General features: G+C 66.3%; 14 protein-coding genes. 7 read left to right on the forward strand and 7 right to left on the reverse strand.

The window, feature by feature from the left end; genetic code table 11:
* Positions 1-199: 199 nt before the first annotated feature.
* On the forward strand, positions 200-763 hold the full coding sequence (locus ACFWP5_RS10875) for a dihydrofolate reductase family protein (protein ID WP_384153560.1): 564 nt from the start codon (positions 200-202) through the stop codon (positions 761-763).
* Positions 764-1,248: 485 nt separating this feature from the next.
* Here the strand turns inward: ACFWP5_RS10875 and dnaB are convergent, their stop codons facing one another.
* The gene (gene dnaB / locus ACFWP5_RS10880; protein ID WP_384153563.1) at positions 1,249-2,727 is read right to left on the reverse strand and encodes a replicative DNA helicase; all 1,479 of its coding nucleotides are present in this window, start codon (positions 2,725-2,727) and stop codon (positions 1,249-1,251) included.
* 459 nt (positions 2,728-3,186) lie between these two features.
* Here dnaB and ACFWP5_RS10885 point away from each other — a divergent pair, with 459 nt between their 5' ends.
* On the forward strand, positions 3,187-4,524 hold the full coding sequence (locus ACFWP5_RS10885; RefSeq protein WP_384153566.1) for an MATE family efflux transporter: 1,338 nt from the start codon (positions 3,187-3,189) through the stop codon (positions 4,522-4,524).
* Between the two features lie 163 nt (positions 4,525-4,687).
* Here ACFWP5_RS10885 and rplI read toward each other — a convergent pair whose 3' ends face one another.
* The 4 genes from rplI to rpsF all read right to left on the reverse strand — a co-directional run bounded on the left by rplI (position 4,688) and on the right by rpsF (position 6,432).
* Positions 4,688-5,134 (reverse strand): 50S ribosomal protein L9, encoded by a 447-nt coding sequence (gene rplI / locus ACFWP5_RS10890; RefSeq protein ID WP_019073380.1) that lies wholly within the window; start codon positions 5,132-5,134, stop codon positions 4,688-4,690.
* 18 nt (positions 5,135-5,152) lie between these two features.
* Positions 5,153-5,389, reverse strand: coding sequence for a 30S ribosomal protein S18 (rpsR, locus tag ACFWP5_RS10895; protein WP_006381652.1), 237 nt, complete (start codon positions 5,387-5,389; stop codon positions 5,153-5,155).
* Between the two features lie 57 nt (positions 5,390-5,446).
* Positions 5,447-6,064, reverse strand: a complete 618-nt coding sequence (locus tag ACFWP5_RS10900) for a single-stranded DNA-binding protein (RefSeq protein ID WP_384153570.1) — start codon at positions 6,062-6,064, stop codon at positions 5,447-5,449.
* Between the two features lie 77 nt (positions 6,065-6,141).
* On the reverse strand, positions 6,142-6,432 hold the full coding sequence (gene rpsF / locus ACFWP5_RS10905; RefSeq protein WP_104787430.1) for a 30S ribosomal protein S6: 291 nt from the start codon (positions 6,430-6,432) through the stop codon (positions 6,142-6,144).
* Between the two features lie 276 nt (positions 6,433-6,708).
* Between rpsF and ACFWP5_RS10910 the strand changes: the two genes are divergently transcribed.
* The 3 genes from ACFWP5_RS10910 (at position 6,709) to ACFWP5_RS10920 (ending at position 9,439) form a co-directional block, all read left to right on the forward strand.
* Positions 6,709-7,023, forward strand: a complete 315-nt coding sequence (locus tag ACFWP5_RS10910) for a hypothetical protein (RefSeq protein ID WP_384153573.1) — start codon at positions 6,709-6,711, stop codon at positions 7,021-7,023.
* Between the two features lie 179 nt (positions 7,024-7,202).
* Positions 7,203-8,324, forward strand: a complete 1,122-nt coding sequence (gene femX, locus ACFWP5_RS10915) for a peptidoglycan bridge formation glycyltransferase FemX (RefSeq protein WP_384153576.1) — start codon at positions 7,203-7,205, stop codon at positions 8,322-8,324.
* A gap of 83 nt (positions 8,325-8,407) precedes the next feature.
* Complete coding sequence (locus ACFWP5_RS10920) at positions 8,408-9,439, forward strand: alanine racemase (RefSeq protein ID WP_359610740.1); 1,032 nt, start codon at positions 8,408-8,410, stop codon at positions 9,437-9,439.
* Between the two features lie 81 nt (positions 9,440-9,520).
* Here ACFWP5_RS10920 and ACFWP5_RS10925 read toward each other — a convergent pair whose 3' ends face one another.
* Both ACFWP5_RS10925 and ACFWP5_RS10930 read right to left on the reverse strand, forming a co-directional pair.
* The gene (locus tag ACFWP5_RS10925) at positions 9,521-11,020 is read right to left on the reverse strand and encodes a glycosyltransferase family 87 protein (RefSeq protein WP_384153580.1); all 1,500 of its coding nucleotides are present in this window, start codon (positions 11,018-11,020) and stop codon (positions 9,521-9,523) included.
* A 136-nt stretch (positions 11,021-11,156) separates the two neighbouring features.
* Positions 11,157-13,403, reverse strand: coding sequence for a transglycosylase domain-containing protein (locus tag ACFWP5_RS10930; RefSeq protein WP_384153604.1), 2,247 nt, complete (start codon positions 13,401-13,403; stop codon positions 11,157-11,159).
* 732 nt (positions 13,404-14,135) lie between these two features.
* Here ACFWP5_RS10930 and ACFWP5_RS10935 point away from each other — a divergent pair.
* Both ACFWP5_RS10935 and ACFWP5_RS10940 read left to right on the forward strand, forming a co-directional pair.
* The gene (locus ACFWP5_RS10935; RefSeq protein WP_384153583.1) at positions 14,136-14,822 is read left to right on the forward strand and encodes a PadR family transcriptional regulator; all 687 of its coding nucleotides are present in this window, start codon (positions 14,136-14,138) and stop codon (positions 14,820-14,822) included.
* Positions 14,823-14,866: 44 nt separating this feature from the next.
* The coding region (locus ACFWP5_RS10940; RefSeq protein WP_384153586.1) for an inositol-3-phosphate synthase at positions 14,867-15,979 on the forward strand (1,113 nt) is incomplete at its 3' end.

Here is a 15,979-nt window from a genome sequence, read left to right on the forward strand (position 1 = left end):
ACCTGCTGGTTCTCTGTTGTCTCACCGCGATGTCACCCAAGATCAGTCTCAGATCGATGCCATTTCCTCGGCGGAACGATGGGTCTGCGGCTGAGCCACCGAGCACGAGGACTACATGCGAGCTCAGATCGCGCACCGATGAGTTTCCCGCGCCGCGCCGGTCTGTACGCGTGAGACCGACCCACGGAAGGCTGGCGCCATGCGGAAATTGATCTACGGCATGAACCTGTCCCTGGACGGCTACATCGCCGCGCCCGGCGACGACATCGGCTGGGGCGTGCCGAGTGACGAGCTGTTCCAGTTTTGGTCCGACCAGTTGCAGGCGACCGACCTGTCGCTGTACGGGCGCAAGCTGTGGCAGACGATGAGCTCCCACTGGCCGACCGGCGACCAGCAGCCCAACGCCACCCCGGCGCAGATCGAGTTCGCGCGGAACTGGCGGGACATGTCGAAGGTGGTGTTCTCCTCGACGATCGACAAGGTCGACTGGAACACCCGCCTGGTCACCGGTGACGCGGTCGCCGAGATCACCCGGCTCAAGGACGAGGACGGCGGCCCGATGGACATCGCAGGCGCGACGCTCGCCGGGGCAGCCATGAGGGCCGGGCTGATCGACGAGTACGTGCTGGCCACCGCGCCGGTCCTGGTGGGCGGCGGCACGCCGTTCTTCACCACGCTGGACAGCTGGGTGAACCTGAACCTGGTGGAGACGCGGACACTTCCCGGCGGCGTGATCCTGACCAGGTACGAGACGAGGCGCTGAGCGCCCGACACGCGACTCGACCGCCTCTAGGACGGAGGGGGATGTCGTGGGTGTGAGCCCATCGGGTCATGTTCGTGGTGCTCATGCCCTTCTCGCTGGCGAGGTCAGCCAGTGTCCGGCGGTAGTCGACGTACTGCTCCATCAGCCAGTCCTTCTCGACTTCGACTACTCCGCGGCGTTTGTAGTCCCGGGTCCGCTGCGCAGAGACATGCCGTACTCCTGCGCGAGCGCGGTCAGCACCCTTCCGGGAGAAGCCGGTGTCACGAAAGCTGACCGTCGCTTCCATCCCCACTCCCGAGTTGGAGTTGCCCCTGGCAGCACGATGCTCCCGCCCAACACGCCGACGGGAGCACACCAGCAGCGCTTTCACTTGAATGAGGTACGGCAGCGACCTGCGAATCTCAGCTCGGTGTCGGATCCGACTTCTATCCGACATCGACCGTGAGATTCCGACACGAAATTTGAGACCCCACAGGGCCTTCACGTCACGTCTGGGCCATGTCCACGAAGCGCGAGTAGTGGCCCTGGAAGGCGACGGTGATCGTCGCCGTCGGGCCGTTACGGTGCTTGCCCACGATGATGTCCGCCTCGCCCGCGCGCGGCGACTCCTTCTCGTACGCGTCCTCGCGGTGCAGCAGGATGACCATGTCGGCGTCCTGCTCGATGGAGCCGGACTCACGCAGGTCGGACACCATCGGCTTCTTGTCCGTGCGCTGCTCGGGACCACGGTTCAGCTGCGAGAGCGCGATCACCGGGACCTCCAGCTCCTTCGCCAGGAGCTTGAGGTTACGGGACATGTCCGAGACCTCCTGCTGACGGCTCTCGGAGCGCTTGGAGCCACCGGCCTGCATCAGCTGCAGATAGTCGATGATCACCAGCTTGATGTCGCTGCGCTGCTTGAGCCGACGGCATTTCGCGCGGATCTCCATCATCGACAGGTTCGGGGAGTCGTCGATGTAGAGCGGTGCGGACGACACCTCGGGCATCCGCCGCGCCAGCCGGGTCCAGTCCTCGTCGGTCATGGTGCCGGACCGCATGTGGTGCAGGGCGACACGGGCCTCGGCGGACAGCAGACGCATCGCGATCTCGTTGCGCCCCATTTCGAGCGAGAAGATGACGCTCGGCAGGTTGTGCTTGATCGATGCCGCTCGGGCGAAGTCCAGCGCGAGGGTGGACTTACCCATGGCGGGACGGGCCGCGATGACGATCATCTGGCCCGGGTGCAGACCGTTGGTGAGCGAGTCGAGGTCCGTGAACCCGGTGGGCACACCCGTCATCTCGCCGCTGCGTGAGCCGATCGCCTCGATCTCGTCGAGCGCGCCCTCCATGATGTCGCCGAGCGGAAGGTAGTCCTCGCTGGTCCGCTGCTCGGTGACCGCATAGATCTCGGCCTGGGCCCGGTTGACGATCTCGTCGACGTCGTCGTCGGCTGCGTATCCCATCTGGGTGATGCGCGTGCCGGCCTCGACCAGTCGGCGCAGGACGGCCCGCTCGTGGACGATCTCCGCGTAGTACTCCGCGTTCGCCGCCGTGGGAACGGTCTGGACAAGCGTGTGCAGATACGATGCGCCGCCGACCTTGTTGATCTCACCACGCTTGGTGAGTTCGGCGGCGATGGTGATCGGGTCGGCCGGCTCGCCCTTGGCGTAGACGTCGAGGATCGCCTGGTAAATCGTCTCGTGCGCGGGCTTGTAGAAGTCGTGGCCCTTGAGGACCTCGACGACGTCGGCGATGGCGTCCTTGGACAGGAGCATGCCGCCGAGAACGGACTGCTCGGCATCGAGGTCCTGCGGCGGTACGCGCTCGAAGGCCGAACCCGCACCCTCCCACTCGCCGCCCTCCCTGCCGCGGTCGTGCTGCTCGTCCCGGCCGCGGCCTCCGTCACCGCGCCGTCGGGAAGCGGGCAGACGATCACTGGGACCGCTCTCGGCCCACGGGTCGTCCAAGGGCTCGGAAATACTCACCGAGCCACCTCCTCCCGTCCGTCGAGCGGACCTCGCCGTGCCCCTTATTTCTACGGCACGGCACTGACAAATGAAGCGCCCAACTCCGGTACGGGCGCGTCGGTTTTGTGATGGTTCTCAGTCCGACGGACGGGGCGGGTACCGGTCCACCGTAGGCCTGTGGGCACCGTCAGCCAATCTGGTTATCCACAGGCCATGTGGACGACGGCCCGGATGCTGTGGAGAACCTGCCAAAACCTGTGCACGACCCGGTGGACAGCCCTGTGAACAAGACCTCGCCACTTCCGCCGTAACCGATCTGACCTGCACCTTTCCCATCCACCGGCTGTGCAGAAGAAAAACTTTCCACATCGGACCAAGATCGCTTCGAACAGTGCACGAGAGGACACGAGGTGAGATCAGAGGTAAGGGTCACAAAGCAATTGCATCTCTTACCTGTGGACGATTAGATTAGTGCTCATGACACAGGCTCCCGCGGCCACCAGGGCCACCCGACGACAGCACGACCGAGAGATCGTCATGCTGGCCGTCCCGGCCTTCGGCGCACTCGTCGCCGAGCCCCTCTTCGTCATGGCCGACAGCGCGATCGTCGGCCATCTCGGCACGGCACAACTCGCCGGACTCGGAGTGGCATCCGCCCTCCTGACGACAGCCGTGAGTGTCTTCGTCTTCCTCGCCTACGCCACCACGGCAGCCGTCGCCCGACGCGTCGGCGCGGGTGATCTCCAGGCCGCCATCCGCCAGGGCATGGACGGCATCTGGCTCGCTCTGCTGATCGGCGCCACCGTCATAGCCGTCGTCCTCCCCTCGGCACCCGCCCTCGTCGACCTCTTCGGTGCCTCGGACACAGCTGCTCCCTTCGCGACGACCTATCTGCGGATCTCTTCCATCGGCATCCCGGCCATGCTGATCGTCCTCGCCGCCACTGGAGTCCTGCGCGGACTGCAGAACACCAAGACACCCCTGTACGTCGCCATCTCAGGCTTCGTCGCCAACGGCGCCCTCAACGTAGGGCTCGTCTACGGCGCCGACCTCGGCATCGCCGGCTCCGCCTGGGGCACCGTCATCGCCCAGTGGGGCATGGCTGCCGTGTATCTCGTCGTGGTGGTCCGCGGAGCCCGCCGACACGGCGCCTCCCTCAGTCCGGACGCCTCAGGGATACGAGCCTCGGCCCAGGCCGGCGCACCTCTCCTCGTGCGCACGCTCTCCCTGAGAGCGATCCTCCTGATCGCCACTGCCGTCGCCGCCCGTCTCGGGGACGCAGACATCGCCGCACACCAGATCATCCTGTCCCTGTGGTCTCTGCTGGCCTTCGCACTCGACGCCATCGCGATCGCGGGCCAGGCGATCATCGGCCGCTATCTCGGCGCGGACGATCCCCAGGGCGCCCGAGCCGCATGCCGTCGCATGGTGCAGTGGGGGATCGCCATCGGAGTGGTGCTCGGTCTCCTGGTGATCCTGTCCCGCCCGCTCTTCCTCCCCCTGTTCACCAGCGACCCCACCGTCAAGGACACCGCCCTGCCCGCCTTGATCATGGTGGCGCTCTCCCAGCCGATCTGCGGTGTCGTCTTCGTCCTGGACGGAGTACTGATGGGCGCGGGAGACGGGCCGTATCTCGCAGGGGCGATGGTGGTGACACTGGCGGTCTTCGCTCCAGTGGCCCTGCTCGTACCGACCCTCGGCGCCGGACTGACCGCACTCTGGGGAGCGATGACCCTGATGATGACGGTACGGATGCTGACGCTCCTGCTGCGCGCCCGCTCGGGGCGCTGGGTCGTCACGGGCGCGACCCGCTGACCGTTTCACGTGAAACACCGCGCACCGTCATGTTTCACGTGAAACATGAGTGCCGTAGCGCCGCCCCGAACGCACCACGCGGGTCTTATCCCGTCCCGAGCACAGCAGAGGGGCCGCACCCCACCGGGTGCGGCCCCTCTCTCAGCTGTGCCGAGTGCAGCGATCAGGCTGCGATGACCTCGATGTTGACCTTGGCGGCAACCTCGGGGTGCAGACGCACGGACGTCTCGTGGGCGCCCAGGGTCTTGATCGGGGCAGACAGCTCGATACGACGCTTGTCGACCTCGGGGCCACCGGAAGCCTTGATCGCGGAAGCGATGTCGGCCGGGGTGACGGAACCGAAGAGACGACCGGCGTCGCCGGAGCGGACGGCCAGACGAACCTTGACGCCCTCGAGCTGGGCCTTCACGGAGTTGGCCTGCTCGATGGTCTGGATCTCGTGGATCTTGCGAGCACGACGGATCTGCTCGACGTCCTTCTCGCCACCCTTGGTCCAGCGGATAGCGAACTTCCGCGGGATCAGGTAGTTGCGAGCGTAACCGTCCTTGACGTCGACGACGTCGCCCGCGGCACCGAGGCCGGAGACCTCGTGGGTGAGGATGATCTTCATTAGTCGGTCACCCTTCCCTTATCGCGCGGTGGAGGTGTAGGGCAGCAGCGCCATCTCACGGCTGTTCTTCACAGCCGTGGCGACGTCACGCTGGTGCTGCGTGCAGTTGCCGGTCACGCGGCGGGCACGGATCTTGCCGCGGTCGGAAATGAACTTCCGCAGCATGTTCGTGTCCTTGTAGTCCACGTACTGGACCTTGTCCTTGCAGAATGCGCAGACCTTCTTCTTCGGCTTGCGCACAGGCGGCTTCGCCATGGTGTATCTCCTGTGTGATCAAGAAGTGTGGGTACGACCCACCCTCGGCCCGAGGGCCTAGAAGGGGGGCTCGTCCGAGTAGCCGCCGCCACCGCCAGCGCCGCCGCCGGAGTTTCCACCCCAGCCGCCGCCACCGCCGCCAGCACTCTGGTTGCCACCGGCGGGAGCGCCGGTGGCCCACGGGTCGTCGGCGGGAGCGCCACCGGCCGGCTGACCGCCGCCGGAGTTTCCACCCCAGCTGCCGCCACCCTGGCCGCCGCCACCACCGCCACCGCCGCCGAAACCGCCGCCCTGACCACCGCGAGCGCCACCGGCGGTCTTGGTGACCTTGGCCGTGGCACTGCGCAGGCTGGCGCCGACTTCCTCGACGTCCAGTTCGTAGACCGTGCGCTTGACGCCTTCACGGTCCTCGTAGGACCGCTGCTTCAGCCGGCCCTGCACGATGACGCGCATGCCTCGCTGGAGCGATTCGGCGACGTTCTCCGCCGCCTGACGCCAGACCGAGCAGGTGAGGAAGAGGCTTTCGCCGTCCTTCCACTCGTTCGTCTGGCGGTCGAAGGTGCGGGGAGTGGACGCGACACGGAACTTCGCGACCGCCGCACCGGAAGGGGTGAAGCGCAGCTCGGGGTCGTCGACAAGATTGCCGACGACCGTGATGACGGTCTCGCCTGCCATGGGGGAACCTCTCGGCGGGTTTGCTGCTGGCTGCTTGGTGCTGCTACTCGAATCCCGAGATCAGCTGAGCAGGATGCTCAGTGGGTCTCGGGGCGGAGGACCTTGGTCCGGAGGACCGACTCGTTCAGGTTCATCTGGCGGTCGAGCTCCTTGACGACCGCAGGCTCGGCCTGCAGGTCGATGACCGAGTAGATGCCCTCGGGCTTCTTCTTGATCTCGTACGAGAGACGACGACGGCCCCAGGTGTCGACCTTCTCGACCTTTCCATCGCCCTCACGGACGACGGAGAGGAAGTTCTCGATCAGGGGGGAGACAGCGCGCTCCTCCAGATCGGGGTCGAGGATGACCATCACTTCGTAGTGACGCATGTGGAACCCACCTCCTTTGGACTCAGCGGCCACGGTCGATCCGTGGCAGGAGGGTTGTGATGCGTAAGCAACAGTGTGTGCCAGTAAAACAGCCGCCACTGACATCGGGTGCCCCTTGAGGAGATTCCGAGTCGTGGCATGGGCAGACACCAGTGCAGAGGGTACAGAGTACCCGCACACCGGCTTCCGGTTGAAATCCGGTGGCGGAGAGCGTCAATCTGTACACATCGGGTGCGTCCGGCGCGACGATGCGCCGCCTTCCGCAGGAGGTGCCACATGGCACAGGCATTGCGACCCAACACCGCCGGTTCTCTTCTCGCCACAGACGGCAAGCCCCATCCGCTCCAGGACACGCTGCTCGCGGTGACCCTGGTGCTCGGGCTGACGGCGTTCACCACCTCGTTCTTCCACAGCCTGCATCTGCTCAGCTCATGGACCGGACTGGTGGGGATCCTCACCGGCGCGTACGGCCAGTGGATCTCCGAGACGACGAGGGAGCGCTTCGGCCTGATCCTGGGTCTCGGTGCCGCGGCTGTCGGATTCTTCCTCGGCATGGCGCACGGCGGCCTGTTCGGCGGCGTCATCAACTGACACTCCGGACACCGCAGTCCGAACACCGCGTAAAACACCACGGAACGCCTCGGCGGCCCACAGGCCGAGGCGAAGGTTGCATACGCCCAGTCGGGGCGCTCGCAAGGCGCAGTAGGCTTCGGCGCGAGAGCCGGAGCCCCTGTACCCATGGGGACACACCAGCCCGAGGAGCGCCCCGAATGAGCCTGACCCTGAGGACCATCAGCCGTGAGCAGCATCTGGCATTCATCCAGAGCCTGCCCTCGGCGAGCCACATGCAGGTCCCGGCATGGGCTGATGTGAAGGCGGAGTGGCGCTCCGAGAGCCTCGGCTGGTTCGACGAGCGGACCGGCGAGCTGGTCGGCGCGGGTCTGGTGCTCTACCGGCAACTCCCCAAGATCAAGCGCTACTTGGCTTATCTGCCCGAGGGTCCGGTCATCAACTGGTTCGCGCCGAATCTGGACGAGTGGATCCAGCCGATGCTGGCCCATCTGAAGCACCAGGGCGCCTTCTCGGTGAAGATGGGCCCGCCGGTCATCATCCGGCGCTGGGAGGCCATCTCCATCAAGGCCGGCATCCAGAACCCGGACGTGAAGCGACTGCGGGACATCGAGGCCGACTTCATCGAACCGCGCGCCTTCGAGGTGGCCGACAAGCTGCGCCGTATGGGCTGGCAGCAGGGCGAGGACGGCGGCGCCGGCTTCGGCGACGTCCAGCCGCGCTACGTCTACCAGGTGCCGCTGGCGAACCGCTCCCTCGAAGAGGTCCACAAGAACTTCAACCAGCTGTGGCGCCGCAACATCAAGAAGGCCGAGAAGGCCGGTGTCGAGGTCGTCCAGGGCGGTTACCACGACCTCGAGGAATGGCAGCGGCTGTACGAGATCACGGCGCTGCGCGACCACTTCCGGCCCCGCCCGCTGTCGTACTTCCAGCGCATGTGGACGGCCCTCAACACCGAGGACCCCAACCGGATGCGGCTGTACTTCGCCCGGCACGACGGGGTGAACCTGTCGGCGGCGACGATGCTCGTGGTCGGCGGACACGTCTGGTACTCCTACGGCGCCTCCGACAACATCGGGCGTGAGGTCCGGCCCTCGAACGCGATGCAGTGGCGGATGCTGCGCGACGCCTACGCGCTCGGCGCCACCGTCTACGACCTGCGCGGCATCTCCGACTCGCTGGACGAGACCGACCACCTCTTCGGTCTGATCCAGTTCAAGGTGGGCACCGGCGGGCAGGCCGCCGAGTACCTCGGTGAGTGGGACTTCCCGCTCAACAAGCTGCTCCACAAGGCGCTCGACATCTACATGTCGCGCCGCTGACCTCACGGTCCCCGCTTCGATAACGTCGACAGCTTCCATACTTCTGATACACCGCAGCCACCCGAAAGGTTCCAGGTCCGGCCATGGCGCTCACGCTCTCCGTCGACACCGCGCGCTGGCGGGCGCATCACAAGCACGTTGCCGAGCAGTTCCCCGGGCTCGTCCCGGTCTGCAAGGGCAACGGCTACGGCTTCGGGCACGAGCGACTGGCGGAGGAGGCGACGCGGCTCGGCGCGGACGTCCTCGCCGTCGGCACGACGTACGAGGCCGCCCGGATCAAGGACTGGTTCGGCGGTGACCTGCTGGTGCTGACGCCGTACCGCCGCGGCGAGGAGCCCGTTCCGCTGCCGGACCGGGTCATCCGCTCGGTGTCGTCCATCGACGGCGTGTACGGCCTCGTGGGCGCCCGTGTGGTCATCGAGGTGATGTCCTCGATGAAGCGTCACGGCGTGAGCGAGCAGGAACTGCCGCAGCTGCACTCCGCCATAGAGAACGTGCGCCTGGAGGGCTTCGCCATCCACCTCCCGCTGGACCGCACCGACGGCTCGGACGCCGTCGAGGAGGTCATCGGCTGGATGGACCGTCTGCGGGCCGCCCGGCTGCCGTTGCACACGATGTTCGTCAGCCACCTCAAGGCCGAGGAACTGGCCCGGCTGCAGCAGCAGTTCCCGCAGACCCGCTTCCGGGCCCGTATCGGCACCCGGCTGTGGCTCGGGGACCACGAGGCCACCGAGTACCGCGGGGCGGTCCTGGACGTCACCCGGGTCTCCAAGGGCGACCGCTTCGGCTACCGGCAGCAGAAGGCGGCCTCGGACGGCTATCTGGTGGTCGTGGCGGGCGGTACGTCGCACGGGGTGGGCCTGGAGGCCCCCAAGGCGCTGCACGGCGTCATGCCGCGCGCCAAGGGCGTCGCCCGCGCCGGCCTCGCCACGGTGAACCGGAACCTCTCTCCGTTCGTCTGGGACGGCAAGCAGCGCTGGTTCGCCGAGCCTCCGCACATGCAGGTGTCGATCCTGTTCGTGCCGGTGGAGGCTGCCGAGCCGAAGGTGGGCGAGGAGCTGGTGGCCCATCTGCGGCACACCACCACGCAGTTCGACCGCATCGTGGATCGCTGAGCCCCTTCGGAACAGCCGAAAGGCCGTACACGGAAGCCTCCGTGTACGGCCTTTCGCGTGGCCTCTGCATGCCCTGTTCGCTCAGAGCGAACGGTCTGCCGGTCCGTCGCTGCCCCACTCCACCTGCGGTCCGTCGAAGTGGGCCGCGTGCCGCCCGGGACGGGCCCCGGCCCCGAGGACGAAGACGTCCTCCGCCCTGTCGAGCACCCCGCCCGAGGGGTCGTCGTCACCCGCCAGGCGCACCACGTCCCGCTCCGGCATGAGGATGTCGCGCACGATCACAGCACACAGGTAGAGCGTGCCCAGGATGTGCAGGCCGATGGCCCAGTGGTAGCCGTCGGTCGGCAGGCCCTTGTGGGCGTCTCCGCTGGTCGTGTAGGCGAGGTACAGCCAGATCCCGAGGAAGTACGCCACCTCGCACGCCTGCCAGATCAGGAAGTCCCGCCACTTCGGCCGGGCCAGCACCGCCAGGGGGACCAGCCACAGCACGTACTGCGGCGAGTAGACCTTGTTGGTCACGATGAACGCGGCGACGATCAGGAAGGCCAGTTGGGCGAAGCGCGGCCGGCGCGGAGCGGTCATCGTGAGCGCCGCGATGCCTCCGCAGCACAGCAGCATCAGCAGCGTGGCGAACGTGTTGACGGTGTCGGTGCTGAGCGGGTCGGAGGAGTTCTGGGCCAGGATCAACCAGAAGGACCCGAAGTCGACGCCCCGTTCCTGGCTGAACGTGTAGAACTTCGACCAGCCGTCGAAGGCGAAGAGCATCACCGGCAGGTTGACCGCCAGCCAGGCGACGGCAGTTCCTCCGAACGCCTTCCCGAAGTCACGCCACTTGCCCGCGCGCCAGCACAGCAGGAACAACGGGCCGAGCAGGAAGACGGGATACAGCTTGGCGGCCGTGGCAAGGCCCAACAGGACGCCGAACGCGAGGGAACGGCCCCGCGACCACATCAGCATCGCCGCGGCCGTCAGAGCGACCGCCAGCAGGTCCCAGTTGATGGTGGCGGTCAGCGCGAAGGCGGGTGCCAGCGCTACCAGCAAGCCGTCCCAGGGCCGACGGGCGTGCGTGCGGCTGACGCATACGACGATGACGGCCGCGCACACCATCAGCATTCCGGCGTTGACCATCCAGTACCACTGTTCCTGGTGCTGGATGCTGCCGCTGCCCGGTGTGAGCCAGGCGGCCACCTCCATGAACACACCGGTGAGCACCGGGTATTCGAGGTACTGCATGTCGCCGGGCAGCTTGTCGAAGTACGGCACGAGCCCATCGGCGAAACCGCGCCCCTGGTAGAGATGCGGGATGTCCGAGTAGCACGCGTGCGTGTACTGCGCGCTGGCCCCGAAGAACCAACCGCTGTTGTAGCAGGGCGCCTTCTGGACCAGGCCGAGGGCGAAGATACCGATCGCCACCAGCGCGATGACCCGTACGGGAGTCCACCAGGACGTCCCCAGGAGAGCACGCCGGCCGATGGGGCCGCCGATCAGTTCGCTACCGGCGGCGGCGACCTGGTCGTCCTTGGTCGGCCGTACCGGATCCGGCTCGTGCACGCTCGTGGGCGTCAGTTCTGCACTGGGCATGGGGGACATCCTGCCGTACGCACCTAGGAGTACGCCGAGGGCCGCCGCACCCCATGGATGCGGCAGCCCTCGTTTCACGTGAAACATCCAGTGAAGGGTGTTTCACGTGAAACACCCTTCATAGGCGATATGGCGGCTAACCGGTTGCGCCTCCGAAGATGCCCCCGTTGGCGCTGCCTCTACTGGTGCCACTGGATTCCGTAGCAGTGGCCGTGTCCGTCGGCGTGGACGTCGCACCTCCGTCGGTGCCACCGCCGTTGCTGCACTGCCAGCTGAACTGGCAGGACTCGGTGGCCGAAGGTGTCGTGCTCGGCGTCTCGCTGGGCGTCTCACTCGGCGTCTCGCTGGGCGTCTCACTCGGCGTCACCACGGGCGTCGGAGTGGGAGTCGGAGCGCCGTCCTCGTTCGACACCTTGTCGATCTTGGTGGCGTCCGGGAAGCCGGGGTCGGACTTCCCCTTCAGCGCGGACTCCATGTACTCGGTCCAGATCGACGTCGGAATGTCACCACCATGGATGGACGCCACCCCTGCTGTGCCGTTCATGGAGAGCAGTTCGGCGTCCTTGGGGTTCTCCCTGAACATCGCGATCGACGTCGAGAGCTGCTGGGTGTAACCGACGAACCAGGCCGACTTGTTGCTGTCGGTGGTACCGGTCTTCCCGGCCGCCGCACGACCGAGAACCTTCGCGCTCTTCGCCGTACCGTTCTGGATGACGTTCTCCAGCGTGTCCGTCACGTTGTTCGCCACGTTCTCCGGCATCGCCTGCTTCACGGCTGGCTTGGTGAAGCCGGGCACCGGCTGTCCGTCCTGCTTGACGGAGGTCACCGAGTACGGGTCCGCCTGCTTTCCCGAGGCGGCGAACGTCGCGTAGGCGTCGGCCATACGGATCGCGCTGGGGGTCGACGTACCGATGGCGAACGAGGCGTTGAGATCCTTCGCCATGGTGGCGTTCAGAATGCCCGCCGACTGGGCGACGGCCTTCACCTTCGTCATCCCGACGTCCATACCGAGCTGCACGTACGGCGTGTTGATGGACTGCTCCATCGCCTTGCGCAGCGTGATGTAGCCCCAGGGGTAGTTGCTCTCGTTGTTCTGGTAGAAGATCGAGTTGTCCTTGTTCAGGACGTTCGTGCCGTCCTGGTTTCTGACCTTCAGATGGTCGTCGCCGTTGTACTTGCTCAGCGGCGAGATACCGACGCCGTCAGTCTTGTAAGTGCCGTACTCCATGGCCGCGGCGAGCACGAACGGCTTCCAGGTCGAACCCACGGGGACACCCGAGGTGTCGGCGTTGTTGGTGAAGTGGCCGTTCTCGTAGCCGTCGCCGCCATAGAGGGCGACGATCGCTCCGTCGTTGGGCACCACCGACGCCGCGCCGAACTGGACGTACTTGTCCAGACTGCGCTTCTTCGGGTCGATGCGATCCTTCTGAACCTTCTTCACGGCCGCGCTCAGCTCGTTGACCTTGTCCTTCTGGAAGGTCGTGTAGATCTGGTAGCCGCCCTGGTCGAACTCGGTCTGCGAGATGTTCGAGTGGCTCAGGACGTACTTCTTGGCCGTGTCCACCAGGTAGCTGATCTGGCCGGTCATGCCCTTGGTCGCCTTGAGCCCCTGGGGCATGGGGTACTTCTTGATGGCCGTCTGGTACTCGGCGTCCGTGATGTGCTTGTCGTTGTGCATCTGCTCGAGGATCCAGCCCCAACGAGCCTTGGAGCGGGCGGTGTTGGACTTGGAATCCGCCGCGGGATCGATGTTCGTGGCGCCGATGGGGTCGTAGTACGTCGGCCCCTTCAACAAGGCGGCCAGGAAGGCACACTGACTGGGTGTCAGTTTGACCGCGTCCACACCGTAGTAGGTCTGCGCGGCGGCCTGTATGCCGTAGGCGCCGCGGCCGTAGTACGAGGTGTTCAGGTAGCCCTGCAGGACCTGCGCCTTGCTGAGCTGCGTGCCCACCTTTATGGAGATGAACATCTCCTTGAACTTACGGGTGACCGTCTGTTCCTGGTTCAGGTAGGTGTTCTTGACGAACTGCTGGGTGATCGTCGAACCGCCCTGCGTCGCACCGCCCCGGGCCATGTTGGCCAGGGCCCGGGCGATGCCCATGGGGTCGACGCCCGAGTCCGTGTAGAAGCTCTTGTTCTCGGCCGAGATCACCGACCACTGCATGGCCTGCGGGATCTGGGCGATGGTGATGTTCTGACGGTTCGCCCCGGTGCCCGTGGCGACCATCTGGTCGCCGTTGGACCAGTAGTAGACGTTGTTCTGCGACTTGGCCGCGTCGTTCTCGCTGGGGATGCCGACCATCGCGTAGCCGACGCCGACCGCGGCCACCAGGCTGCCGAAGAAGAACACGCAGAGGCCGGAGACAAGCCGCCAGGAGGGCATCCAGCGGCGCCATCCGTACTTGTCGAAGCGCGGATAGTCGATGAACCGCCTCTTGCCGGGCGCGGGAGCGCGGCCTCTGCCCCGGCCGGGCCCGTTCGGGCCGCCGGGACCTTGGCCGGCGGGTTCTCTGCGACGGCCGCCGCCTCTCTGGGCAGCCCGACGTGCTTCGGCGCGGCTGCCGTACTGGCGCTCCTCACCCCCCTCGGCGGGGTTCGACCCATAGGAGTCGGAGGGAGACCCGGTGGTGGCGCCTCGCGGTGCCGCGCGGCGGCCGGAGGTCGGTCCGGACTGGCCGCGTCGGGCCGCGGCACGTCCGCCTCCCTGCGGCTGCGGCGGTTTGCGACGGTGCTCGCTCATCGAACGATTACTCCTCGGGCAGGCGCATCCGTGCGCGCCTGGAAACGGCGGCTGGTTTCCGGTCCCCCCGAAGTACGGATGTGGTCGGTTCTGCATTCACCCGTACCGCACCGGGGACGACGACGCCCCCACGCGTCACTTGGTTCCCGGTGGTGTGCATGCCGCACAGACTACGCACCGTCAAAACCTGCTTAGCCCCGAAGTTCACCCCAAATCAGGCAACTTGGTTCCAACGAATCAGTGATGTGACGTCGCTCACCATCTCCCCACTTGTCGCATCCGGAAGGCCGTTCTATCGTCTGGATGTATCGAGTCGATACATCAGCTCGGCATAAAGACCGTCCCGGTGGGACCACGGACAGGAAGGAGGCGACGATGAGCAGGCGCTCCGGCATCCTCGAGTTCGCCATCCTCGGCCTGCTCCGCGAATCCCCGATGCACGGCTATGAGCTGCGCAAACGACTCAACACGTCACTGGGAGTGTTCCGTGCGTTCAGCTACGGGACGCTCTACCCCTGCCTCAAGACGCTGGTCGCCAACGGCTGGTTGATCGAGGAGACGGGGAACACCCCCGAGGACGCCCTTACCGCAACCCTCGCGGGGCGTCGCGCCAAGATCGTCTACCGGTTGACGGCGGAAGGTAAGGATCACTTCGAGGAACTGCTCTCGCAGACGGGGCCCGACGCGTACGAGGACGAACATTTCGCCGCTCGTTTCGCCTTCTTCGGGCAGACGTCACGCGACGTACGCATGCGCGTACTGGAGGGTCGCCGCAGCCGGCTGGAGGAGCGTCTCGACAAGATGCGCACCTCCCTGGCGCGGACCCGGGAGCGCCTCGACGACTACACGCTTGAGCTGCAGCGCCACGGAATGGAGTCCGTGGAGCGCGAAGTGCGCTGGCTGAACGAGCTCATCGAGAGCGAGCGAGCCGGACGGGACCTGAAGGGTCCCGCCTCCGGAGGCTCCGCTCAGCAGGACAGCACATCTGGGGAGTCGGGCGGCCTGCCCCGGCTCGGGGGCGCCACCCCCGGGCCGGATCCGTCCGACGAAACCACCACATGAGGTCCAGTCAGGGCCTCACCTCGCACACACAGGGAGCAACCGGAATGGGTTCGGTTCGCGTAGCCATCGTCGGCGTGGGCAACTGCGCCGCCTCGCTGGTACAGGGCGTCGAGTACTACAAGGACGCCGATCCGGCGGCCAAGGTGCCCGGTCTGATGCACGTCCAGTTCGGCGAGTACCACGTCGGTGACGTCGAGTTCGTCGCCGCCTTCGACGTCGACGCGAAGAAGGTCGGCCTCGACCTCTCCGACGCGATCGGTGCCAGTGAGAACAACACCATCAAGATCTGCGACGTCCCGAACAAGGGCGTCCCGGTCCAGCGCGGTCACACCCTCGACGGCCTGGGCAAGTACTACCGCATGACGATCGAGGAGTCCGACGAGACCCCGGTCGACGTGGTCCAGATCCTCAAGGACAAGCAGGTCGACGTCCTGATCTGCTACCTGCCCGTCGGTTCCGAGGACGCGGCGAAGTTCTACGCCCAGTGCGCCATCGACGCCAAGGTCGCCTTCGTCAACGCCCTCCCGGTCTTCATCGCCGGCACCAAGGAGTGGGCGGACAAGTTCACCGAGGCCGGTGTCCCGATCGTCGGCGACGACATCAAGTCGCAGGTCGGCGCCACCATCACGCACCGTGTGATGGCGAAGCTGTTCGAGGACCGCGGTGTCCGCCTCGAGCGCACGATGCAGCTCAACGTCGGCGGCAACATGGACTTCAAGAACATGCTGGAGCGCGACCGCCTCGAGTCCAAGAAGATCTCGAAGACGCAGGCCGTCACCTCGCAGATCCCGGACCGCGACCTGGGCGAGAGGAACGTCCACATCGGCCCGTCGGACTACGTCCAGTGGCTCGACGACCGCAAGTGGGCCTACGTCCGCCTCGAAGGCCGTGCCTTCGGCGACGTCCCGCTGAACCTGGAGTACAAGCTGGAGGTCTGGGACTCCCCGAACTCCGCGGGTGTCATCATCGACGCCCTGCGCGCCGCGAAGATCGCCAAGGACCGCGGCATCGGCGGCCCGGTCCTCTCCGCGTCGAGCTACTTCATGAAGTCCCCGCCGGTCCAGTACTTCGACGACGAGGCCTACGCGAACGTCGAGAAGTTCATCAAGGGCGAGGGCGAGCGCTATGTCCCGCCGGTTCGGTCGTCGAGGGTCCCC

The sequence above is a fragment of the Streptomyces sp. NPDC058469 genome, from assembly GCF_042721125.1.
Classification (GTDB): domain Bacteria; phylum Actinomycetota; class Actinomycetes; order Streptomycetales; family Streptomycetaceae; genus Streptomyces.